19 protein-coding genes and 1 tRNA gene are annotated in these 23,704 nt (G+C 44.8%); 17 read left to right on the top strand and 3 right to left on the bottom strand.

All coding sequences use genetic code 11. The features are described from left to right. Positions 1 to 6: 6 nt before the first annotated feature. Both SWOL_RS10840 and SWOL_RS10835 read left to right on the top strand, forming a co-directional pair. On the top strand, positions 7 to 690 hold the full coding sequence (locus SWOL_RS10840; protein ID WP_011641478.1) for a GTP-binding protein: 684 nt from the start codon (positions 7 to 9) through the stop codon (positions 688 to 690). A gap of 16 nt (positions 691 to 706) precedes the next feature. Next, on the top strand, positions 707 to 1,723 hold the full coding sequence (locus SWOL_RS10835; RefSeq protein ID WP_011641477.1) for an ATP-binding cassette domain-containing protein: 1,017 nt from the start codon (positions 707 to 709) through the stop codon (positions 1,721 to 1,723). A gap of 178 nt (positions 1,724 to 1,901) precedes the next feature. Here the strand turns inward: SWOL_RS10835 and SWOL_RS10830 are convergent, their stop codons facing one another. Continuing rightward, positions 1,902 to 3,083 carry a pyridoxal phosphate-dependent aminotransferase gene (locus SWOL_RS10830; RefSeq protein WP_011641476.1) on the bottom strand — a complete coding sequence of 394 codons (1,182 nt, stop codon included), beginning with the start codon at positions 3,081 to 3,083 and terminating at the stop codon, positions 1,902 to 1,904. A gap of 396 nt (positions 3,084 to 3,479) precedes the next feature. Between SWOL_RS10830 and SWOL_RS13745 the strand changes: the two genes are divergently transcribed. The 9 genes from SWOL_RS13745 to SWOL_RS10785 all read left to right on the top strand — a co-directional run bounded on the left by SWOL_RS13745 (position 3,480) and on the right by SWOL_RS10785 (position 15,070). Beyond that, entirely contained in the window at positions 3,480 to 4,859 is a 1,380-nt protein-coding gene (locus SWOL_RS13745) for a sensor domain-containing diguanylate cyclase (RefSeq protein WP_011641475.1), read from the top strand. Between the two features lie 248 nt (positions 4,860 to 5,107). Continuing rightward, a complete protein-coding gene (locus SWOL_RS10820) occupies positions 5,108 to 6,379 on the top strand; it encodes an ArsB/NhaD family transporter (RefSeq protein WP_011641474.1) in 1,272 nt (423 codons plus the stop codon). Between the two features lie 111 nt (positions 6,380 to 6,490). Then, positions 6,491 to 6,883, top strand: a complete 393-nt coding sequence (locus SWOL_RS10815) for a DUF134 domain-containing protein (protein WP_011641473.1) — start codon at positions 6,491 to 6,493, stop codon at positions 6,881 to 6,883. Positions 6,884 to 7,252: 369 nt separating this feature from the next. Next, on the top strand, positions 7,253 to 8,359 hold the full coding sequence (gene yedE, locus SWOL_RS10810; protein WP_011641472.1) for a YedE family putative selenium transporter: 1,107 nt from the start codon (positions 7,253 to 7,255) through the stop codon (positions 8,357 to 8,359). A gap of 15 nt (positions 8,360 to 8,374) precedes the next feature. After that, on the top strand, positions 8,375 to 8,584 hold the full coding sequence (locus SWOL_RS10805; protein ID WP_011641471.1) for a sulfurtransferase TusA family protein: 210 nt from the start codon (positions 8,375 to 8,377) through the stop codon (positions 8,582 to 8,584). A 305-nt stretch (positions 8,585 to 8,889) separates the two neighbouring features. Continuing rightward, complete coding sequence (locus tag SWOL_RS10800; RefSeq protein WP_011641470.1) at positions 8,890 to 9,249, top strand: ArsR/SmtB family transcription factor; 360 nt, start codon at positions 8,890 to 8,892, stop codon at positions 9,247 to 9,249. A 130-nt stretch (positions 9,250 to 9,379) separates the two neighbouring features. Beyond that, positions 9,380 to 11,803 (top strand): heavy metal translocating P-type ATPase, encoded by a 2,424-nt coding sequence (locus tag SWOL_RS10795; protein WP_207635292.1) that lies wholly within the window; start codon positions 9,380 to 9,382, stop codon positions 11,801 to 11,803. 83 nt (positions 11,804 to 11,886) lie between these two features. After that, positions 11,887 to 14,085: an SF1B family DNA helicase RecD2 gene (gene recD2, locus SWOL_RS10790; protein WP_011641468.1), complete on the top strand. Its 2,199-nt coding sequence runs from the start codon at positions 11,887 to 11,889 to the stop codon at positions 14,083 to 14,085. Between the two features lie 199 nt (positions 14,086 to 14,284). Then, positions 14,285 to 15,070, top strand: coding sequence for an alpha/beta hydrolase (locus SWOL_RS10785; protein ID WP_011641467.1), 786 nt, complete (start codon positions 14,285 to 14,287; stop codon positions 15,068 to 15,070). Between the two features lie 45 nt (positions 15,071 to 15,115). Here the strand turns inward: SWOL_RS10785 and SWOL_RS10780 are convergent, their stop codons facing one another. Then, positions 15,116 to 16,021: a sulfite exporter TauE/SafE family protein gene (locus SWOL_RS10780; RefSeq protein ID WP_011641466.1), complete on the bottom strand. Its 906-nt coding sequence runs from the start codon at positions 16,019 to 16,021 to the stop codon at positions 15,116 to 15,118. Between the two features lie 341 nt (positions 16,022 to 16,362). On the opposite strand from SWOL_RS10780, the gene SWOL_RS10775 reads away from it, so the two are divergent. The 6 genes from SWOL_RS10775 to SWOL_RS10750 all read left to right on the top strand — a co-directional run bounded on the left by SWOL_RS10775 (position 16,363) and on the right by SWOL_RS10750 (position 21,406). Next, complete coding sequence (locus SWOL_RS10775) at positions 16,363 to 17,103, top strand: LysE family transporter (RefSeq protein ID WP_011641465.1); 741 nt, start codon at positions 16,363 to 16,365, stop codon at positions 17,101 to 17,103. Positions 17,104 to 17,392: 289 nt separating this feature from the next. Next, on the top strand, positions 17,393 to 18,058 hold the full coding sequence (locus SWOL_RS10770; RefSeq protein ID WP_011641464.1) for an HAD family hydrolase: 666 nt from the start codon (positions 17,393 to 17,395) through the stop codon (positions 18,056 to 18,058). A 66-nt stretch (positions 18,059 to 18,124) separates the two neighbouring features. Then, positions 18,125 to 18,201: transfer RNA gene (locus tag SWOL_RS10765), tRNA-Pro, on the top strand. Positions 18,202 to 18,392: 191 nt separating this feature from the next. Next, positions 18,393 to 18,698: a terminase gpP N-terminus-related DNA-binding protein gene (locus SWOL_RS10760; protein WP_041427287.1), complete on the top strand. Its 306-nt coding sequence runs from the start codon at positions 18,393 to 18,395 to the stop codon at positions 18,696 to 18,698. Then, complete coding sequence (locus SWOL_RS10755; protein WP_155814104.1) at positions 18,695 to 19,570, top strand: IS3 family transposase; 876 nt, start codon at positions 18,695 to 18,697, stop codon at positions 19,568 to 19,570. Before SWOL_RS10760 ends, SWOL_RS10755 begins: the two co-directional genes overlap by 4 nt. Before the next feature lie 654 nt (positions 19,571 to 20,224). Further along, entirely contained in the window at positions 20,225 to 21,406 is a 1,182-nt protein-coding gene (locus SWOL_RS10750; protein ID WP_041427550.1) for a hypothetical protein, read from the top strand. A 104-nt stretch (positions 21,407 to 21,510) separates the two neighbouring features. On the opposite strand, the gene SWOL_RS10745 is transcribed toward SWOL_RS10750, so the two are convergent. Next, complete coding sequence (locus SWOL_RS10745) at positions 21,511 to 23,328, bottom strand: RNA-directed DNA polymerase (RefSeq protein WP_011641462.1); 1,818 nt, start codon at positions 23,326 to 23,328, stop codon at positions 21,511 to 21,513. Positions 23,329 to 23,704: the final 376 nt, after the last annotated feature.

Raw genomic sequence — 23,704 nt, 5'->3', positions numbered from 1 at the left:
TAATAGTTGAAAATAATTACGGTCTCCGGACCGCCCTCATCAGGGAAGACTTCGGTCATAATTAAAACAATTGAATACCTGAAAAAAGACCAGTTGGAGATAGGCGTAGTTAAGTTTGACAGTTTATCAACCTATGATGATCAAATGTATAAAAAATTAGGGGTGAAAGTAAAAGTTGGCCTTTCCGGCAATCTTTGTCCGGATCATTATTACATGACCAATATAGAAGATTGTGTTAAGTGGGGGGTTAGCGAAAAGCTGGATATGCTTATAAGTGAAAGTGCCGGCTTATGCAACCGCTGTTCTCCACATATACGAGATGTATTGGCCATATGCGTTATTGATAATTTATCCGGTATAAATACTCCTAAAAAAATCGGGCCTATGTTAAGACTGGCGGATATTGTGGTAATAACTAAAGGGGATATAGTATCGCAGGCGGAACGGGAAGTATTTGCCTTTAGAGCCAAACAATCTAGCCCCAGGGCCTCTATAGTATTCATTAATGGCATAACCGGCCAGGGGGCCTATGATTTGAGCCTGCGCCTGAAAGAAGCTAATGACTATGAAAGTGTTATAGATAAAAAACTGAGATTTTCGATGCCCGCGGCAGTTTGTTCCTATTGTACGGGAGAGATAAGAATAGGGGAAAGGTATCAGACTGGCAATATAAAGAAAATAAAGCTCTAGTTACGAAAGGAGTATAATGTTGGCAAAAGAAGATCTGGCTTCATTTAAGCTGGGAGAACTATTGGCACAATATAACTATGCCAGAGATTTTTTTATATCCATCGGTATAAATGATATTGATAGCAACCGCAGCTTAAAGGATTTTGCCGGGGATATAAAGCAGGAACTGCTGGAAGATGCCGGTCTTAATGGAGAGCAGTTAATAGCTAATTTCCTGGCATTTATCAATAAAATGGAAACATTAAAAAGAAGCTCCCGTAATATCGTGGAATCAATAACTATAATAGGCGGTAATGATAAGTTTGGCCAGGAGGAAAATATTAAGCTGGAATTAAAAGTGGGAGAAGTAATATCCATAGTAGGTCCTACCGGTTCGGGGAAAAGCAGGTTGCTAGCGGATATAGAATGCCTGGCACAGAGAGATACTCCTACCAATAGACAGATTTTGCTCAATGGAGAGATTCCGGATATGAATAGAAGGTTTTCCATTGAGAATAAGCTGGTTGCTCAATTGTCCCAGAACATGAATTTTGTAATGGATCTTTCGGTTAAGGATTTTATAAAGCTGCATGCCGAAAGTAGAATGATTGACCATGTCGAAAGAATAGTTCAAGAGATAGTAAAATGCGCTAATGAGCTGGCCGGGGAAAAATTTACCCAGGATACCCCGCTTACGCAATTGAGCGGAGGACAATCGCGGGCCTTGATGATAGCGGACACCGCTCTTTTAAGTCTTTCTCCTATTGTGCTTATTGATGAAATTGAAAATGCCGGTATAGATAGAAAAAAGGCCATCGAGTTGTTGCTTAAGGAAGAGAAGCTGGTTTTGATTTCCACTCATGATCCGGTATTGGCCCTTATGGGAGATAAAAGACTGGTTATAAAAAATGGGGGAATCCATAAAGTTATTGTCTTATCCGAGCAGGAAAAACAGTATATCGATGTTTTAGAAAAGATAGATAAAAAAATGCTGCAGATAAGAAGCCATTTGAGAAACGGCGGGGTAATAGACGAAAGTATAACTTCCGGATAAGGGCAGAAGAAGGTAAGGTAACAGCTTCCATACAATTCAGTTGAAACAATAGTGGGGGTTCCTTAACCCCCATAGTTTTTGCCAGGCTATAGGGAGCATCAGCAGTTGCCGGGAGGATAGGGGATACAAGCAGCAATGAAAGTGTGCAGAACCCTCCCCTGCCCTCCTCAACAATGGGTTATATTTTTAACTCTTCTGCCAGGGCGGCAAAAGCGGGTATGGAGTTCTCGATGGTTTTAAAATCTACACAATAGGCTATACGGAAATAGCCCGGGCAGGCAAAACCAGTTCCGGGAACGAGCAAAAGATTGTATTTTAGAGCCTTTTGGACAAATTCAATATCATTGGGCAGGGGGGACTGGGGGAAGAGGTAAAAAGCCCCCTGCGGTTTGACACAGGAGAAGCCCAACGCTGTCAGTTGCTCGTAAAAAAAGTCGCGGCGCCGCTGGTATTCACTGGTATCGGGAAGCTCATCCAGGGACAGGGCCACCAGCTTCTGAAAAAGGGAAGGGGCATTGACAAAGCCCAGGGTGCGGTTGGCAAAGCTGAGGCCGGCCATCAGGGTTTCTATATCCTCGATTTCCGGGCTGGCGGCGATGTAGCCGATGCGTTCACCGGGCAGGGCCAGGGATTTGCTGAAGGAATTGACCAGAATGCAATGGGGGAAAAACTTCATCAGCGGTGGTACCACGGTATTATCATAGACCAGTTTGGTATAGGGTTCATCGGAAATAACCATGATACTGCGGCCATATTCCTTTTCCTTTTGCTCCAGGATAGCGGCGATGGCTTTAAGGGTGCTTTCGCCGTAGACCACCCCGCTGGGGTTGTTGGGGGAATTAAGTATGATAGCCTTGCAGCGCGGGCTCAGGCTTTTTTCCAGGGCCTCCAGGTCCGGTAGGAAATTAGGGTCGGAAGGCACAACCACGCTTTTGCCCCCATGGTTGTCCACATAAAAACCGTATTCCACAAAATAGGGAGAAAAGACTATAACTTCTTCACCGGGATCAAGGATGGTTTTCAGAACTACATTAAGGCCCCCGGCGGCTCCGCAGCTCATTACGATATGATTGAGGGTCAGAGCTTTACCCGTTTCTCCCTGCAGTTTGGCAGCAATCTTTTCTCTAACCTCCGGATAACCGGCATTGGCCGTATAGCGGTGCAAGCCCTGGGATTCTTCCATTATTAGTTTGCGCAGGTTTTCCTGTACCGCTAGCGGGGGTTCGTAATCCGGGTTGCCCAGGCTGAAGTCGAAGACCTTGTCTTCCCCGTGTATCTGGCGCAACCTGTTTCCTTCTTCGAACATAGCCCTTATCCAGGAAGCGTTTTTAATATCATGGCGAATTTTTTCCGATATCATATATACCAGTCTCCTTTTTTGTTTAAATTCTAAACATGTTATTTTATAACGAGGCGAAATATGGCCCCCGTTAAGCGGTCGCCTATTAACAAAAACAGGCGGCGGGTTCAAACTAAAGCTCCTTCTAGTAGCTTAAAGAAATTTAATTTTGTTAGCAATAAAAACTAATCGAAGCATGAATCATCCTTTTCCAAATATAATACAATAAGGCTTCTATTGCGCAAAGAAGAATTTATGTCATAGATGGACTTGGTCCCAGGATTCGGGACTTAATTTGCTTTGCAGAATATGCAAAGTAGTGTTATAATTCCATAAAAAAGGAATATACAGGAATTATCATATCTGATTTACAACAATATATACTCTCAAATTTCCCTCAGTGAAAGGAAGAGAGCGATGCATTTTCCCCTGGACTTTTACCAGGCTGTTCTGGAAAATCTGAATCACGGCCTGGCTTTTTTCCGTTTTATTATAGACTGGGATCGGGAAGATAGAGCGAAAAACGCTGAGTTAGTAATGGTTAATCCTGCTTTTACCAAATTAACCGGGCTTGATAAAGAGGAAATAATGGACCGGATGCTCCCGGAATTGTTTCCGGGCGTATTCGATAGCAGGTTTGATGGGCAGGGTTTTTTGGAAAATATTTTGCTGGAGTCTAATAAGGAAAGGCTGGAGTATTATGCTAAAGAGTCAGGAAAATGGCTTTTGCTGGTATTCTTCAGTCCCCTGCCCGGTATACTAGGGGTAGCTTTGCATGACATTAGTGAGTTAGAAACAACTCGGGAAGAGATTGGAAAGTCCAGCAAAGGAATTCCCTTTGAGTTAGAGCAACAAGAAGAAAAAAAGCTGTTTATGGGCTTATCCCAGGCCATATCACGGAATCTATCCCAAGAGATATTTTCCCACGCATTTTGTCTAAATCCCACCTTGATGAGTATTACTGCTTTTGATGAATCGATTTACCTGGATGTTAACGAGAGTTTTTTGAATACGCTGGGATTCAGCCGGGATGAAGTTATAGGGCATAGCTGCTCTGAACTGGGCATACTGAGCATTTCTCAGAAAAAAGAGATTCAGGAAATGCTATTGAAAAAGGGGAAGATTAGGAATTGGGAAAGTAAGTTCATAGCAAAAGCGGGTGAGGAAGTGCCCGGTCTTCTCTCCGTTGATTTGATTCAGCTCAGGGATAAAAAACTGCTGCTAATGGTCTTTCATGATATTACGGAGAGAATAAGGATGAAAGAAGAACTGGAAGAGAAAAACCAGCAACTGCGGGAGTTGAATAGAATTCTGCAAGTTCAGGCGATTACCGATAGCCTTACCGGGCTCTATAATCATCGGCAGGTATTGGAAAAGCTGCAATTGGAAATAGCCCGGGCTAATCGCTACCAGCAAGAGTTGACCATAATGATGCTGGATATCGATCATTTCAAGAGCATTAATGATGAATTCGGTCATCAGGTAGGGGATGTGGTGCTGGTGGAGGTGGCCCAAATAATAAAGAGAAACCTGCGCAATATTGATATAGCCGGGCGCTATGGAGGAGAAGAATTCCTCATTATCCTACCGCAGACCAATCTTAATAACGGCCGGCAGGTGGGGGAAAGAATCCGCCGGCAGGTTGAAATAGAGGGCTTCGAGGATAGTAAGGAAGGAATCACCGTAAGTATTGGAATAAGCCAGCATCAGGGAGAAGAGATGGTCGATTACATAGAAAGGGCCGACCAGTTGCTGTACCGGGCCAAGAGGAAAGGCCGCAACCGGATTGAATGCTAAACAACTGGTATTTCTAACTTTTCAAGCCAACGGCTTTATGTTATAATAATTGTATATATGAATAAGTTTTACGGTCAAGGCGCTTTTGGCGAAAGCCAGGGCAGCCAGGCAGAGTGGTCTAAGTCACAGCTATAAGCGTGATATGATGATTCTGCTGTGAGAAACCGGCTTACCAGGGGGGGTAGCCTTTTAGAGGCTACCGTTTTTATTTTTGTGGAAGATTTTTTTAATTGTTTGGGGGAAATGAAGTGTCTAATTTCTGGCTATCCATAGTAATATTCTTGCTGGCTTATGTCTTTATTATTGTTGAGAAAGTGCACCGTTCTGTAGTAGTCTGGGTGGCTGCAGTCCTGGTAATCTCTCTGGGGGTTATAAGCCAGGCAAAAGCGATAGAAGCCATAGATTTTAACACCCTGTGGCTGTTAATAGGTATGATGGTTATTGTGGGTATAACTCGAAAAAGCGGAGTTTTCGAATATTTAGCTATAAAGTCGGCCAAACTGGCCCGGGGCAACCCCTTGTATATAATGGTAATCCTGGCTCTGGTTACAGCGATAGCTTCAGCCCTCTTGGACAATGTGACCACGGTACTGCTGATGGTACCAGTAACCTTTGCTATTACCGACCGCTTAGAAATTTCCCCTCTGCCCTTCTTGTTTACGGAGATACTGGCATCGAATATTGGAGGTACCGCTACCCTGATTGGTGATCCCCCCAATATTATGATTGGTAGCGCTACCGGTCTGGGTTTCATGGATTTCATCAATAACCTGGCCTTGCCGGTAATTATTATCCTGATAGTGACCATTGCCTGCCTACATTTGATCTTTCGTCGAGATCTGGTAGCTGATGAAGATAAAATTGCCCGGGTTATGGAACTTGACGAAAGAGAGTTTATTAAAGAATGGGCCATTCTCAAAAAATCCCTCCTGGTATTGGGCTTGACTATGCTAGGTTTTATCTTGCACCAATATTTGCACTTGGAATCGGCCACCATAGCTTTAGCTGGTGCGGGCCTACTTTTGCTGGTGACTAAAGTAGAACCGGAGGAAGCGTTATTGAGTGTGGAATGGCCTACCATATTTTTCTTTGCGGGGCTCTTTGTGATAGTGGGCGGACTGGAGGTCAATGGAGTTATTGATCTAGTCGCTCGTGAAGCTCTGGCGATAACTGGGGACAACCCCTTTAGAACCGGTATGTTGGTATTATGGTCATCGGCGGTTGGTTCGGCTTTTGTTGATAATATTCCCTTTGTAGCCACCATGATTCCTCTTTTACAAAGCATCGGGGAAATGACTGCGATGCCTATGGAATCGGTGTGGTGGTCTCTGGCCCTGGGTTCATGCCTGGGGGGGAACGGTACCCTGATAGGAGCTTCGGCCAATGTGATTGTGGCTGGCCTGGCAGAAAGATATGGTAATACTATAAGATTTTTAGACTTCATGAAGCTGGGCTTTCCGCTGATGATATTATCTATTATCCTTTCCACCATTTACCTATATATGAGGTTCTGGGCTTAAGCCTCCTTTAGTCCTGCTTGCGTTGACATATGTTCAAAACCTGGCTAGAATCAAAACCAAGCAAAGGCTCCAAATGGCCTGGCTAAATAGATAAGAACAGGAGAGAAGGAGATGGCACGGGAACCCAGGTGTCGCCGAGTTGAATACATGCCCCGGGTGGAGTGTTTCAAACCAGCAGGTATACCTTTGTCTCGTTTGGAAGAAGTACAGATAAAAGTGGAGGAACTGGAGGCCATCCGCTTGAAGGATTATTTGCGCCTGGAGCAGGAGGACTGCGCCAGAAGAATGCAAGTTTCCCGTCCTACCTTTCAGAGGATACTGGTTGAAGCCCGGGCTAAAATTGCCTATGCCTTGAGCAGTGGTAGAGCTATTCGTATTGAAGGGGGCAACTACTGTATGGGTGCTGGCTATTGCCGACGGCGGCAGAGGGAAATCAGAGAAGGAGAGCCCTGTGATTTTAAGGGCATTGCGATAAGAACAGAAAGTGATGCAACAGATAATTAAAGGTTTTTAAAATAATTTTACAATCAGAGAAGGACTTTTTAGAAGCACAATTTAATGTGCTTTTTTGCGTCTTTATTCCTCTTGCCCGCTGTTTATGATAGTTCAATTGTGATTAGTAAGAAAAGTGAGGAGTAAGTGGTGAGGGGTTTAAGTTATTTCCTACTACATCTTACTATTCAAACGCCTACTAACTCACTTTTCATCGGTGGTTGAGGCCCCAGGCCATGGGAGACAGGCCTTTTTCGCTTTTCCAACAAAATCTTCGAAAAATTTTCTCTCCAAGCAGGAAAAATTAATAGCATAGCGAATTATCACTATATAACATTAAAAGTATAACGATAGGTTATACTGGAAGGGAGAGAGATTGTTTTGGATAGGACAAAATGGTATGTACTGACGGTTGGTTTGCTAATTGGGGCTATTGCGGTAACTCTAGTCAAACTGGGGAATCCGCCCAACATGGGTTTCTGTATCGCTTGTTTTGAACGGGACATTGCTGGGGCGATTGGATTGCACCGTGCAGGTGTGGTTCAATACATGCGGCCGGAAATCATTGGGTTGGTTCTGGGTGCTCTGCTGGCTTCTCTTTTTGCCGGGGAGTTCAAATCCCGGGGAGGCTCGGCCACTTTCGTGCGCTTTATCCTGGGAGTATTCATGATGATCGGAGCTCTGGTATTTTTAGGTTGTCCCTTGCGGGATGTACTGCGTATGGCCGGGGGAGATTACAACGCGGTAGTAGGTTTTATCGGTTTTATTTTTGGAGTGGGAACGGGAGTTTTCTTTTTGAAAAGAGGTTTCAACCTGGGACGGGCTGAATATAGCCATTCTCAAGCAGGAGGACTTGTCCTTCCCCTTATTATGGCCTTTTTCTTATTTCTATTATTAAAGGCCACGGTCTTCAATCCCGATGCAGGGGGACCCTTGTTCTTCAGTGCCGAAGGACCAGGCAGTATGTATGCTCCGCTGGCTTTCAGCCTGGGCGCCGGGCTTTTAGTGGGGATACTGGCCCAGCGGGTTCGTCTCTGCTTGAGCGGTGGAATCAGAGACTTTATGCTGATCCGGGATAATACCCTCTTACTGGGCTTTATCGGTATATTTATAGGTGCCCTGCTTTTAAATATAGCTTTGGGTTTCTTCAAAACTGGTTTTGCTCCACAGCCGGTGGCTCATACCATGCACTTATGGAATTTCCTTGGGCTTTACCTGGTGGGAATGACGGCTACCCTATTGGGCGGCTGTCCTTTGCGACAATTGATTCTGTCCGGAGAGGGAGATACCGATGCAGCTGCGGTTGTGGTAGGTATGATTGTTGGCGCTGCCTTTTGTCATAACTTCATGTTGGCGTCCGGAGCCATGAAAGCGGCAGCGGCCGGGGTGGCGGCTAGTCCCGGAGGCCCGGGGATTTACGGGCAGCTCGCCTGCATTGTCGGAATAATCGTAGTGGCAGCCATTGGCTTTGCCTTCCAGGAAGATTAAGGGGGGACAGGGAAAATGGAAAAGGTGGATGTCAGAGGTTTGAGCTGTCCCATGCCGGTGATAAAAACCAAGAAAATTCTGGATCAGGGAGTAAAGGAATTACTGGTGATCGGAACCAGCAGCGTTTCCAAGGAAAATGTAAGCAAGCTGGCTCGCTCCAGCGGTTACCAGGTAACAATGAAAGTAGATGCCAAAAACGAGTGGGAAATGGAATTAAGGAAGTAATATTAATCACGCTTCTGTGCCAAAGGAATATCTATAACCGCGGGTTTTCCCGCGGTTTTTAGTTTTCTTACTAACTAACCCCCAAGGGTGTCAAGGGGACGGTCCTTTTGATACTGCGGCCCCTACACCTTACCCCTTACTCCTCACTTTTCATACTAAAGATAATAGTGAATAACATAATGCAACAATCTCCCTTCTCCATATCCTTGAATCTCTTTTCTGCTTGATTATTCTGCTGGAAAAGGGGATAATAAAACAAATATATGAACAATTATTCAAATATTAAATTGGGAGTGAGGGATACTATGGCGACGGCTGGGGAAGACTGCTGTGAAGTCCAGTGTATTCATGAAGATAAGGTGAAGCTGGCTCGCCGGGAGAGGCTGGATGAAGACACGGTAATGGCTTTGGCGGATATTTTCAAAACCCTGGGGGATGCTACCAGGCTTAGAATACTCTCTGCTCTGATGCAGCAGGAGTTGTGCGTATGCGACTTGGCGGCCGTTATCGATATGTCTGATTCGGCGGTTTCGCATCAGCTGCGGGTATTGCGCAGCCAGAAGCTGGTCAAGTTTCGCCGGGAAGGGAAGGTAGTCTACTATTCCCTGGCGGATGATCATGTCAGAACTCTTTTTGCCCAGGGATTGGAGCATGTTAATGAGTGAAACAGGGGTGAGACAAGGGGACGTTTCGTTTGTCTTGTGAAGGCAGGGGGACTTTAGTTTGTTCTGGAAGGTTGGAGTATGTTAATAGTGAGGAGAACACCTCCACTAACAAAGAAGGAAGTGCTTTAATATGTCGGGAATGGCTATACGAATGGAGGATATTGCCGAGAGAGGCTGCTTGTGCCTATTTGCTCAGGGAGAACTTGATAGGAGCAGCCTGGAAGAGAAGATGCGGGGATGGTCAGGAGTTCTCGAAGTCTATTTCGAAGCCGAAACAGGACGGCTGGAATACAGCTATAACCCGTTTCTTACCGACAGCGCCCGGATTATAGCATCGCTGCGGCTATTGGGATACGAAGTAAGGGAAGAAAAAGAAGCGTTTGAGGGCAGAGCGGATAGCCAGGCGAGTTTTGCGGGTGTTTCCCCGCTGGATTTTCCTGACAGCAAGAGCAGCGTAATCCGGCTGGAAGGCCTGGACTGTGCCGATTGTGCCGCTAAATTGGAGAGAACTATCTTGGCTATGTCCGGGGTTAAAGATGCCCGGGTGAATTTTGCCGCTGCCAAAGTGAAAATCAGCCACCAGATTCCCTTGTCCGAGATCCTGAAGGTAATAGAAAAAATGGGCTACCGGGGACGCGAAGAGGGGGGTGCTGGTGCAGAAGAGAAGATTTCTTTGTGGAAGAGCAATAAATATTATTTGTCCACCCTTCTATCTGGAATGCTGCTCCTTATCGCGGTCAGCCAGCAAATCATGCAAATATCGGAAACCTGGGTTCATGCCAGTTATTTACTGGCTATTGTCCTGGGGGGTTACCTGCCGGCCCGGGCAGGGTTGGCCTTACTTCTGACTAGCTGGGAAGCAGATATGAACCTGCTGATGATACTGGCGGCCAGTGGAGCTGTGGCCATAGGACAGTTGGCAGAAGCTGCCGTGGTGGTGTTCCTTTTTTCCCTGGGTAATGCCCTGCAGGGATACAGCATGGACAAGACCAGGAATTCGGTTAGAGCCTTGATGGATTTGGCTCCGCCAGAAGCTTTGGTACGGCGCAATGGTCGGGAGCAGGTCATGCCGGTAGAGAGTATCGTTGTGGGAGATATTTTTATAGTACGTCCCGGGGAGAAAATAGCCATGGACGGGGTGATATTAAAGGGCTCATCCGCCCTGAACGAAGCTTCTATTACCGGGGAGTCTATTCCGGTGGATAAAGGACCGGGAGAGCGGATATATGCAGGCACCATTAATAGCTGGGGGGCTCTGGAGGTGGAAGTGGAGCGCCTGGCCGAGGATAATACCATTAACCGGATTATTGCCATGATTGAGGAGGCCGAGGAGCAGAGGGCGCCCTCACAGCAGTTTGTGGATCGCTTTGCCCGCTATTATACCCCGGCGGTTATCCTGGCAGCCATCCTGGTGGCTTTGCTTCCACCGCTGCTTTTAGGACAGCCAGGCGAAAAGTGGTTTTATGAAGCTCTGGCCATGCTTCTGGTAGCCTGCCCCTGTGCTTTAATTATATCTACCCCGGTAGCCATAGTATCAGCCCTAGGAGCGGCAGCCAGGAACGGGGTTCTTGTCAAAGGGGGAGTGCACCTGGAGGAAATGGGGAGTATCAAAGTACTGGCTTTTGACAAAACCGGAACCCTGACCCGAGGAAAACCGAGAATAACAGATATTATCAGTACCAGGGGGCTTGACGAAAATGAAGTTTTGCGCCGGGCGGCATCCCTGGAATCACGGTCTGAACATCCACTGGCGGAAACAGTGGTAGAGCAAGCGCGCAAACTGGGGCTGGAACTGGCTGAAGTGAGCAATTTTCGGGCCATGAGTGGCCGGGGGGCCGCTGCTGAAATCGAGGGGAAGAGCTGCTATGTTGGCAATCAACGTTTATTTAGCGAAGTAGGTATAGCTATACAAGGGCAGGAGGAGTTGATAGCGGAATTAGAAGGAGCCGGGAAAACTCTGATTCTGCTGGGGGACGAAAAAGAGCTTCTGGGTATAATTGCCCTGGCGGACGAGCTGCGGGAAAACAGCCGGGAAGCCATAAGGCAGTTGAAGAAGAAAGGAATAAAGAAGAGCATTATCTTGAGTGGAGATAATGAAAGAGCTGCCCGGGCCATGGCTCTCTCTGTTAATGTGGATGAGTACCAGGCCGGGTTGCTGCCTGAGGACAAGGTGCAGGCTATTAGGGCTTTGCTGGAGAAATATGAGAAAGTAGCCATGGTAGGAGATGGGGTCAATGATGCTCCGGCCATGGCCATATCTACGGTGGGCATTGCTATGGGGGTGGCCGGAAGCGATGCGGCCCTGGAAACAGCCGATATCGCTTTGATGGCTGATGATTTGTCCCGGCTGCCTTATACGGTGGAATTGGGGCGCAGAACTTTGCGAATTATTCGCCAGAATATAGTTTTTTCTCTGCTTCTAAAAGCATTGATACTGTCTCTGGTAATACCGGGATGGCTTACCCTATGGCTGGCGGTAGCCGGAGATATGGGAACTTCCTTGCTGGTGACCTTGAATGGTATGCGCCTTACCCGGGTAAAGGCAGAAAGCTAGATAGGGCATTTCTGGCCAATTTGTGCTAAATTAATAAACAGGGAAAAGGAAATACTGTGTAGTTGGTCAAATGGGAGGCCGGGATGGAAACCATCTATGGATATTTGGAAAGGATAAGCTATTGTAACGAAGAGACCAACTTTGTGGTGGCTAAACTCAAAGAAAAAGGGAAACGCGAGTTGAGCTCCATAGTGGGCAAAATGGTAGGGGTAAACCCTGGAGAATCCCTGCAACTAACGGGGAGATGGCTGCATAACCCCAAATTCGGTCTGCAATTTCAGGTTGAGTCCTATGAAACCATAGTACCGGCCACGGTACGGGGAATGGAAAAATACCTGGGTTCCGGGCTTATCAAGGGAATAGGACCGGTTATGGCCAAAAGAATAGTGCAGCGCTTTGGGGTAGAGGCCCTGGATATCATTGAGAACCAGCCAGACCGCCTGCAGGAAGTCAACGGAATCGGACCCAAGCGGGTGGAGATGATTACCCAAGCCTGGGAAGAGCAGAGAGAAGTAAAAGAAATCATGATATTTCTGCAAGGGCATGGGGTAGCCGCTTCCTATGCCGCTAAAATATACCAGCGTTACGAGAAAGAGGCCATCCAGGTAGTAAGGGAAAACCCTTATCGCCTGGCTGCGGAGGTTCGAGGCATCGGCTTTTTGACCGCCGACCGCATAGCCCAGCAATTAGGAATTGACCCCAATTCGTTGCTGCGGGCCAGGGAAGGGATAATATTTGTTTTAAACCAGTATATGAACGATGGGCATGTGTATTGCCCCCGGGCCTTGCTGCTGGAGAAGGCGGAAGAAGCTTTGCAAATCACTGCTGAAGTGGTGGAGCAGGCTCTGGAGGAATTGCTGCGTGAGCGCCGCCTGGTAGCTGAGACTATGATGGGTACGGGAGCAGATGGCGAAGCTGAAACCACGGCTATTTACTTGATGCCCTTTTTTATTGCCGAGCTGCAGAGTGCTCGTTTACTCCTCGCTTTACAGGAAGAAAAGAGCGTAGTTCGTCCCATTGATGTGGAAAAGGCCGTGGATTGGGTGGGCCAAAAACTTAAGATTAAGCTGGCAGCCAGGCAAAAAGAAGCCGTAGCTACTGCGGTAAGTGAAAAGATAATGATTATTACCGGGGGACCGGGGACCGGCAAAACCACGATAGTTAATGCCATCACCCGTATATTTGCGGCCTTAAAGCTTAAGATTACCATGGCGGCTCCCACCGGACGGGCGGCCCGTCGCCTGCGGGAAAGCACCGGTTTGGAAGCTATGACCATTCACCGCTTGCTGGAATTCAGCCCTCGTGAGGGGGGCTTTGCCCGGAACCGGGAGAACCCCTTGAATACGGATGTGGTAATTGTCGATGAAAGCTCTATGATTGACAGCCTGCTTATGTACAACCTCTTGAAAGCTATTCCGCCGCAGGCCATTTTGATACTGGTAGGGGATGTGAACCAGCTTCCTTCAGTAGGTCCGGGCAATGTACTGCGGGATCTGATCGAATCGGGAAGATTCCCGGTTATAGAATTAACCGATATTTTCCGCCAGGCACGAGGAAGCCGGATAGTCTATAATGCCCACCGTATCAACCAGGGCAAATTTCCTTTCCTGCCGGAGGGCGGGGAGGAAAGTGATTTTTATTTTATGGAGGAAAAAGATGCGGAAAAAGCTATGCAGAAAATCCTGGGTCTCTGCCGCAGCCATATTCCCCGTTATTTCAATTTTCACCCCATTAGGGATATTCAGGTTCTGACTCCCATGAACCGGGGACTTATTGGGGTCAGTAATTTAAATGTGGAGTTGCAGCAGGTGCTCAACCCCAAGCAGCCAGGAATAAGCCGGGGTGGAAGGAATTTTAAAATCGGTGACAAGGTTATGCAGCTGGTCAATAATTACGATAAAGGCGTATACAACGGCGATATTGGTTGGGTAAAACGCTTTGACCAGGAAGAACAGGAATTGGAAGTTGAATTTGAAGACTATCCGGTCTCTTATGACTTTTCGCAGCTTGATGAGCTGCAACTGGCCTATGCTTGTTCCATTCACAAGGCGCAGGGCAGTGAATACCCGGCAGTGATTATTCCGCTTTTGGAACAGCACTATATACTCCTGCAGCGTAACCTGCTTTACACCGGGGTTACTCGGGCTCGCAAACTGGTAATAATAATAGGAAGCAAAAAAGCTTTACACATCGCCATAAACAACGACAAACCCCGCAGTCGGGATACCGGGCTGAAAGAGCGCCTGGTGAAGATGGGGGTTCAGGAGATAGCACAGCAATAGAAGGCTGATTCCACTTTAAGAAGCAAAATCTTATTTATTAGTAAAAAATGGGGTAAGGGGTTGTTGGTTGTTAGTCTGCGGTTGTATCAAAAGAGGTTTTTGCAGTGGAATTAATCTAAGTTTTGCCAAAAGCAGGAATTAAACCTAAATATGGCGAATTATTTTTAGGGAGCCGGAAGGCTTGCGAAAGGGGGATATTATGCCGGATTATGCTTTGTTAGACCAGCCAGTGTTGCTGGATTATTTATTTTTTCCTCGAAAAGAACTCCGGCCCGCTCCGCCGGGGAGTTTTGATTTCCAGGTACCGGTAGAAGCCGAGAATGAAATTTATGTACACTGCCGTTTTTATCCAGGAAATAAAGAATGGCCTTGGATGCTCTATTTTCATGGCAACGGTGAAGTGGTAAGCGACTACGACGAATTTTCCCGGCTTTACAACGCGCAAAGAATAAATCTGGTGGTAGCCGATTATCGGGGTTATGGAGGCAGCAGCGGCAGTCCTACTTTTGTTCATTTAGTTAAGGATGCCCACCGGATATTTAGAGCGGTGAGAAAGGAACTTTCCCGGCGGGAGTTTAATCCCGAGCTCTGGCTCATGGGCCGATCGCTGGGGAGCATTTCCGCCCTGGAACTGGCCTTCCACTATCAACAGGAAGTTCGGGGACTGGTTATTGAAAGCGGCTTTGCCTCTTTAACCAGATTGATTAAAGGTCTGGAATTACCCGCTGATTACCGGGTAATGGAACCGATAGAGCAGGAATGCCTGCAGATGCTAAGAGAGATTAAGCTTCCGGCCCTGGTGATTCACGGGGAGGAAGATAACTTGGTCTACCTGCGGGAAGGGAAGCTGGTATTTGAACAACTGGGTAGCCAGGAGAAGGAGATGCTGGTAATCCCCGGAGCCGGGCACAATGATGTGATTGTTATGGACCTGCCCCGTTATTTTGGAGCTATTGCAGAATTGGTTCATGGAAAGGGAAAATAAGAGGAGGATTTGAAAAAACTGGTGGATGGGAAAGAATGAGTAAATCTAGAGCCGGAAACTGCTGATAAGCCGGATAGCGGCATAGGAAAAATACAGCCCGAAAAGAAACTTCAGGGTAGCAGGCTTAAAGTTTCTCATGCTGGCTGCTCCCAGTTGGGCCCCTATTATGGCACCTGCCGCCAGGGCCAGGGAAGCCTCCAGCAAAACATAGCTTTGCAGTAGCTTAATACTGCCCCCCACAATGGTTATAGGAATTACCGAAATCAGGGAAGTACCCACAGCCAGGTAAATCGGGTAGCCGAAAAAGTAAGTCATTCCCGGAACCAGTAGGTATCCTCCTCCTAGGCCCAGAATGCCAGTAAGAAAACCTACTACCATACCTAGAGCTGATAATCCTAAAGGTTTTTCTTTTATGTTTTGTGTTTCTTCCTCTGCTTCATTCTGCCGGGAAAAAAGGCTTTCCCAGATCATAAAGAAGCCCGGGAACACAAAGAAAAGGCCCAGAACCAGATTGAGCAGTTTCATCTGCTCAGCCAGCATTTGGAAAAAGAAGGAGCCCAGTAAAATACCCCCAACTCCTCCCAGAGAAATATAAGCTATGCTCGGGCGGTGAGCGTTGCCGCGAAAGAAGTGGGCATAACCGCCGGAGATAGCCGTAAAAATAACCGCGAAAAGGGTGGTGCCTACGGCCAGAGTGGTGGAATAGTTGAAGCCGAACTTGAGCAGAGGCAGCATGATAATTCCACCCCCGATGCCCAGCAAACCCCCGAAGCAACCCGCCATAATGCCGATAGCTGCAAGCAGGAAAAGCTCCAGAGCATCCGGCCGGGGGAGAGCTACATTTGCTGCCAGCGGCGGCCGGCTCCACAGTACCCAGGCCAGGGCCAGGATAATGACGAGCAACAAGCCGATAACGAAAGCATATTTCTTCAGGAAAATCTTGCGCTTCATTAATTGCTTCCTTTCATAAAAATAAAACCTACTATAACGAGGTTATGTCACCCGCTAAGCGTTGCCTATTAACAAAACAGGCGGCGGGTTCTAATCCCCCGCCCTCGTTGCAGTGGGGTGTTGAAACTGCTCCGCAGTTTCTTCCTATGCTTAAAAGAATAAAGCTTTGCTGGAGATAAAGCCAGGCCGACAGCAGGAGAATATTTAGTACTTGCAGAATCCTAGAAACTATTGCGGGGACCTGCAACAAGTATTCAAAAATAAGGAAACAACAAAAGAACCAGCAAAACCAGATTTCTTAATACTCCTTCACTAGAATATCATGCAGGAAGGATTTGGCCATGACTTTATTATTTATTTTCACTACTGCTTTTATTACCGGGCTTTCGGGAGCTATTGTACCGGGACCTTTGCTGAGCTTTACGATAGCGGAAACGCTTAAACAGGGATTCCGGGCGGCACCCTTAACCATTCTAGGACATGCTATTCTTGAACTGGCCTTGATTCTGGCCATCCTGGGCGGCTTGTCCGTATATTTGAAACAGCAGGCGGTATTTCACACCATAGCCCTCTTGGGAGGATTCTTTCTTCTTTTGATGGGCCTGAGCCTGATCAAGGATGGGTTGCAGGGAGCATTTTCCTCGTTTAAATTGAAAGCTGAGGAGGAGGAAGCAGGTGAGGCTCTTGCCCATTTTGATGCAAGCTTAAAGCTCGATGCAAGCTCAGAAATAGTATCGCCCTCAGTCATGGAGCCATCGGGAAAATATATTCGGGGAAGAAGTTTACATCCGGTGGCCGGGGGCATTTTGATTAGTTTGGCTAACCCCTACTGGTCCTTGTGGTGGCTTACCATTGGATTAGGCTATCTCAGCCTGGCTCTAAAAAGTGGAAGTGCCGGGATTGTTACCTTTTTTTCCGGTCATATCCTGGCTGACTTGGGCTGGTATTCCCTGGTGGCAGCAGCGATTTGCGGGGGACGCAGGGTCTTAAGCGATTCTATTTTTCGCATCTTAATCTTAGGCTGCGGTGTTTTTCTTTTAGCCCTCGGGGCATATTTTATCTACCTGGGAATCAGGAGTTAAGCGAGTAAGATGGGAAGGCTTGAATATTGAGGGTTGACACCATTGGAAAAACTCCTTTTATTGCATAAGGCTTGCATAAAAGTACTACTATAACGAGGTGAAATATGACCCCTGCTTCTTTAAGCGGTCGGGTTCCTATTAAAAAAACAGGCGGTGGGTTCTAATCCTCCGCCTCGTTGCAGCGGTGTGTTGAAACTGCTTCGCAGTTTCTTCCGATGCTTAAAGGTTATTGGTATAACAAGGGCATAAATCGAATATTACTAAGCCCAAAATATTTACGGAGGTACTAATGAAACTGGCGATTTTTGACTTTGATGGAACCCTTTTGAGCAGGGATACTCTGCCTTGTCTGGGTCGGGAATGGATAAGACAAAAAAGATCTAGATTACGCTACCTTTTGGTTTATCTTTCCATCGCCCCGGATTTGCTCTGGTACAGGATTGGACTCATATCCCGAGAAAGCATGAAAGCAGCTGCATTCAGAAAGTTCAACTACCTGTTCTTGGGGATGAGTGCTGAGGAGATAACACTTTTCTTTCACGAAGCCTATCCTGGATTGAGAAAACACTTCAATGACAGGATAATTGAAGAGATTGGCCTGGCCCGAAGCCAGGGTTATCACTGTGTGCTGCTTTCCGGCTCTTATTTTGAGCTTATGAAAATGGTAGAGGCTGATTTGGGCCTGGACACAGTCATAGCCGCAAGACTGGCCTTTAAAGACGGAATCTTTGATCCTGAAGGGGACACTCCCTTTATCGATGGGGAAAGCAAGTGTTCTCTTTTGCAGGAGGCATTTGCTGGGCAGGAGGTGGACTGGGAGGTCAGCCGCTGTTTTGCCGATAGTGTGGCTGATGTAAAGGTGATGGGAATGGTGGGAGAACCAGTTGCAGTTAATCCTGATCCTGGACTCCTTTCCCATGCTCGCCGGGAAGATTGGAGAGTACTCAGCGGTTGAGCGGGTTCAGTTATGCGGGGGCGATATTGACTAAAGACGATTTAATTGATATCATATTTCTTGCGTCGGGATGTGGCTCAGCTTGGTAGAGCGCCTGGTTCGGGACCAGGAGGCCGCAGGTTCAAATCCTGTCATCCCGACCATTAAAGAACTTAATCTTTGATACAATGAAAAGTCCAGTATTGATGGGCTTTTTGGTGTTTATGAGGTGATTTGCGTTGGCTTTTGGGTGTATTTTTTAACCCTTTTTTGCATAAAGATGCGGTACTGCCCCCAAAAAAACGCACAGGATAAATGAACCCCCTTGTGGCAACAATAACCACGAGGTGGTAATGTGCGAAATATCGATGAACGTGAGAAGGCTTTGAATATGTACTTTCACGAGGGAAAAGGCTATGGCGAAATAGCGCATACACTTGGTATACCTAAAAACACTATAAAATCATGGGCGAGGAGATATAGAATATCCCACGATATACCAAAGCGCTATGATACTCCGCTTGCTAAGGAGCCTGTCAAGAAGGAAAGTCTACATGTCCACAAAATAAAAGATGAAACAAGTCCGGAAGCGCGGATTGCCCGCCTTGAAATGGAGGTGGAACTGCTCAGAAATTTTCTTATACTGACCGAAGAAAGGTGAGAAAACCACAAATATTCTCGGTCATAGAGCGGTTTGCTGGCAAGTATAGCATTAGTGAAATGTGTAAGTTTTACAATGTTTCCCGGCGCGGGTTTTATGATTTCAGGAAACGTCAGCAAGGTGAAAACCCCGACCAAGAACTGATAAATTTAATCAGCGAGTGCCATAAAAAACATAAACGCCGATACGGTTACAGGCGGTTGACCTTATGGCTGAAACAGGAAAAGAACTTGGTTGTCAACAAAAAGAAAGTTTTGCGAATCACAAGCCGGAACAATCTTTTGTCGGCTATTCGCCGCAGGAAAGTTACTAAATTCAAACCAAATGGCAATCTGAAGTATGAAAACGTGCTTAACCGGGAATTTTACAGCGAAATTCCGAATGAGAAATGGGTAACGGATATTTCGTATATTATTATGCCGGACGGAACAGCTTATTTATCAGCAATCCGCGATTTATGCGGCAATTTTATCGTGGCATATAGAACTGCGAAAAAGCAGGATTATTCAATTGTCAAAAACACTATTTCAAATGCCATTCAAGCCGAAAAGCCGCAAAAACCGCCGCTCTTACACAGCGATGGCGGCGGACAATACCGCTCGTTCGACTACCGGGAACAGACAACGGAACACGGCATAACACCGTCGATGTCGAAGCCCTCCACGCCTGGCGATAACGCCTGCGCGGAGAACTTTTTCAGCATTTTCAAGACAGAATGCATTTATCTTGAGAAGCCGAAAACGCTTGATGAAGCCTTAAAATTGACCGATGAATTTGTCCATTATTACAATTATGAGAGGATTCAAGGGAATGGCTTAACACCTTATGAGGAACGGCAAATAGCGTTCGTAAAACAAAAAGCCGATATTTAAGGAATTGGGGGTTGCCGCCCCCAAACCCCCGCGAGTTTATCGCTTTCGTTTTCCAAAGCAGATAAAAACAAAACGGACAGTCATTTGACTATCCGCATCTGCTTAGCAAAACCGGTCAAGCCGCTCGGGTCGCTCTCCAGCGTTGCCCTATCCTGCACGACGGTAAAAGCATTCTTATTCTTAACAGGTTTGTGTAGATCTATACGCCTTGCAGGGTGGGTGTGCATTTTATTTGTGCGGAACTTTGGGGGCAGTACCTGCACCGGGGGGTGCATTTTCTTCGAGTCGGGTGCACCTTTTGGCGGAAATAAATGAAAGCCTCTTGTCTGAAAGAAAGGTGGATATGTTGTGAATGTGGGTCCATTGAGTGTGACTATAGTTCGTCTCATAGGAAATTAAATATATGGGTATAAATGAGTAGCAAAATACAATATAATGCGCATGGAGAAAATAAGGATATATTTCCTCGTAACAACACTTCGGGTGTTAAAAAGTTGTTAAATTAATAAAGGGTTCGGTTGAGGAATGAAGCTGCGGGTTCAAAATCCTTTCATTCTGACCATCTGAAAGTTAAGGGAGCATGTGCTTCTTTTTTTATCTTGCTAGTGTTCGCCTAGCAGGGTGTGTTAAATAAAATTATAATATTGTTATAGTTTGGAAAATAGAGGGGTAACTGGAGAAGAAAAGCAGTTTGGAGGGGTTTTTATTATGGATGATTTTGATAAACAAATTATCGATGGGATGAAATATGAAAATAAGCAAAGTTTGATTCTATCTGAACATGATGAGTTATTGTTATGCCTCTATCGACTAAAAGATATGATGACTGGCCGATGTGATATTATGTTTTGTAACATTTTTATTAGCGAAGCCATTCAGCTTTTGATAAATTCTATTTTTCTTTATGAAGATGGAAATTTTGATTGTGCCTTTTATTCTATTAGACAATCATCTGAAGTTGCAAACAATATGTTATACCTTTCTAATTTAGGAAAGGCGGAACTAAATGAATGGAACAGAAAAGGTTATTTTCCGATGAATGCAAAGATTGTGGAGAGATTAGAAAAAATTGATACTAACTACACTGAAGTTAAAGCCGCAATGTCAGGTTTTTTCAAAGAACACGATGAACTTACAAAATCTGCTCATAAAACCATACATAAACAAGGGTTTGATTCGTTTTATGCCTTTAGAACAATGCATCAATATTCGGGAAAATTTGATAAAGAGCTTGAAACAGAGTTTTTTGTTAAACTTTTAAAAAATTCTATTGGAAAGGTTATTGTGCTGTATATAATAATGGACCCAATTAGCTTAGTTTTGGCCGATGAAGATCTTTCAGCAAGATTTAACTTTGATCCGATTACAGAAGCGGTGGATATTGAATTCTTTCAAGAATACTTATCGGAAGAAATTATTGAAACAATAAAAAGCACTTCATTTTTCAAGGAAGTTAGTGAGTATTTTGCTGCAAAAGAAAAAATGACGCCAGCGGTATTTGATGTTGTTAGGAATCAGGCATTTGATGTTGATTCACTTGATGAAATAGCAATGCAAAGACATTTGTTGAACATAAATGAACAGTTAATACTGGATATCCTACAAGCGAAAATAGAATTAACTAATATTTATCCAGACTGTTGTATGCTGGGTTATTTCACTTCTGTACGAAGCAAGTATCGTAAATCTGGGTGGCATTCCGCTGAATATGATCAATATCTAATAGTGATCAAATATTTAATCAACCGTACTATAACGTGTTTAGAAGCATTGTTAAAATATTTAAAAACAATTGGATCTTTGAACACAATGAGCTGCTATCAACTAGCGAAATAGAGTGTATTAGAACAATTACAAATAGTTATAATCAAGCGTACGATACAGTATTAGAGGAGATTTCTAAAATTGAACTATTTTAGAATGTTTATGGGGAGAGTTATTCATATTATGTGTACATTAGAAATAAGTTCTTCATAAATCGGGTCGTTCAAGCGATGTAAGAGCTTATTTTTAATATCCTTTCTCTCTGTTAATGGGATGCCCTTGCTGTTTAAAACGTCCATAGCAATTAAAACCTTACCCAAAGGGTATGTTCTAACTTTGCCTTTTCCATGAAGTATGTATAAATTAAAATCTCTTGTTAACTTTTCTTTCCGCAGTCTATTTAAATCGGCTACAATCGCCAAGGCTTCAGTTTGACCTGACTCTGCAAGAATGTCAACAATTAATCGAAAAATAGATTCATTCCGCAGCCTTGGAAGTACAGCTGCAATTTGTCGAGACAAGAACGTAGAATATCTCCATTTGGAGGTATTTCGCATTATAAATTCCATTAGTTGGATGTTTGTTCCATACTTTGCAATCAGCCATGTTGAAGCTATTAAATGTGTATTGGAGCGGTCTTCTGTATCTATAGCTAATTGAACTATTTCTCCACGCAATTTTGAATTGGGTTTAATTTTCCAATTGATAAGAGTATGGGCTACTGAAAAAGTTGACTTGTCATCAAAACAATGTCTACTAGCATAGAATGCAACTAATTGCTCGAATCTTTTTTTGTTTGGGCCTAAAGTATTGTAATACCATAATGCGTTGCCCCTAAGATCGGGGCTATTTTCGAGTATCTCGGGAACTAACTTTTCTAAATATGGATCTTTGATTTTAGTAGCTAAAGTGAAATATCGTTTGTAGACCTTGTTCCATCTTCCTACTTGTGGTGCTTTAATGAATTTTCTAAATCGCTTTCTTATACGTTTCTTCTCATCTTCAATAGGTTTGCCTTCACTCAAATAACGTTCAATTCTTTTATCTAGTATGTTCAGGTACCTATTCTCATCAGGTAGGAAGAACTTGCGAGCTTCGGTTGATGAAAGTATTTTTGTTTTTCCAATGTTCAAACGTAAACCCCTTGTTAGTAGCATTTCATCTAAACCGCGCAGAATTTCTTTGGCGTCTTCAATAGAATTTGTACCAAAATCAATATCATCCATCCAACGAACAAAATTGTTATTTGTTTTTTCCGTTAAATACTTATCGATTTCAAATAGAAAACTATGGGCCAACAAGCGCGGAGCATCGAAATTGACTTGGGGTAAACCTAGACCAGATAGTGGTAAATAATCCGGTCTCCATATCCAGGACTCTAACATAAAGAAAAGAAAATCCAAGAGACCCTCATCAATTTGCCCATAACCTGATAATACGTTTCTCAATTGAGAAAAGGATATGTTATCAAAATAATTGGCAATATCAGTAACTACAACATAGTTAAATATAGTTGTGAATTCATATATTCTATTTTGAAACTGTGGCCATAATTCTTTCCAATCATATGGGAATGACTCATCAATATCAGCCTCGGTTTTAAATCTCTTATGGCTACGACTGAAAAATGCTCTGTCGCTAGGCTGGGCTTTTTCAATAATAGGAGCTAAACACTCAACTATAGTTTGGAGTATAACAGCATCCTCAGCCGAAGGTATCTCTATATGTCTACATATTCCATGTGTTTTTTCCATTCGAACAATATATGGTGATTTTGGTTTGTAGATACCTTCTAATACTTCGGTTTTAATTATCTTAATACGATCTTTTCGGTTTCTGTGGAAATAATAATAATCATGTAAATCCAAAATATCCTGGTTTCTCATACCATTCTTAACATGAGTTTGCCATGCTTTTTCCATCAGTTTTTCGTTAAAACATGACTCTAGTGTTAGAGAGCGTGTTTCCAATCTAGGAGTATGGGTTTTTGACATTTTACGGCCTTTCACAAATTGTTTTTTCTATATTTTACTATAATACGTCGTTTTGATATATGTTTCCTTAGGATAAAAACATTGGCTTCAAGATGTAAAACCTTACGATAAGAACCCAGAAACATAAATCCTCATATTTCCGGCTTTAGAGAGACCTTGGTAAGAAGTGACTCTATTTTACTACGTCTTCAGGATTCTTCGGTGAATTGGCTATTAGAGAAAGGTAGGGTGTTAATAAAGAGCCCGAGGTAAGAGATTCATTCATTCGTGGTGCCATCCTGTTACTGCCACCCCATAATGTCCAGCGATAGACGGTGTTAAATGTCCAAAAGCTGACGGACACAGTGACCGAGAATATATGCCCATAGGGGCCAGG

Source organism: Syntrophomonas wolfei subsp. wolfei str. Goettingen G311 (assembly GCF_000014725.1).
Lineage (GTDB): Bacteria > Bacillota > Syntrophomonadia > Syntrophomonadales > Syntrophomonadaceae > Syntrophomonas > Syntrophomonas wolfei.
The sequence above is the reverse complement of the archived record's forward strand: the minus strand, read 5'-3'. Positions and strand labels throughout refer to the sequence as shown.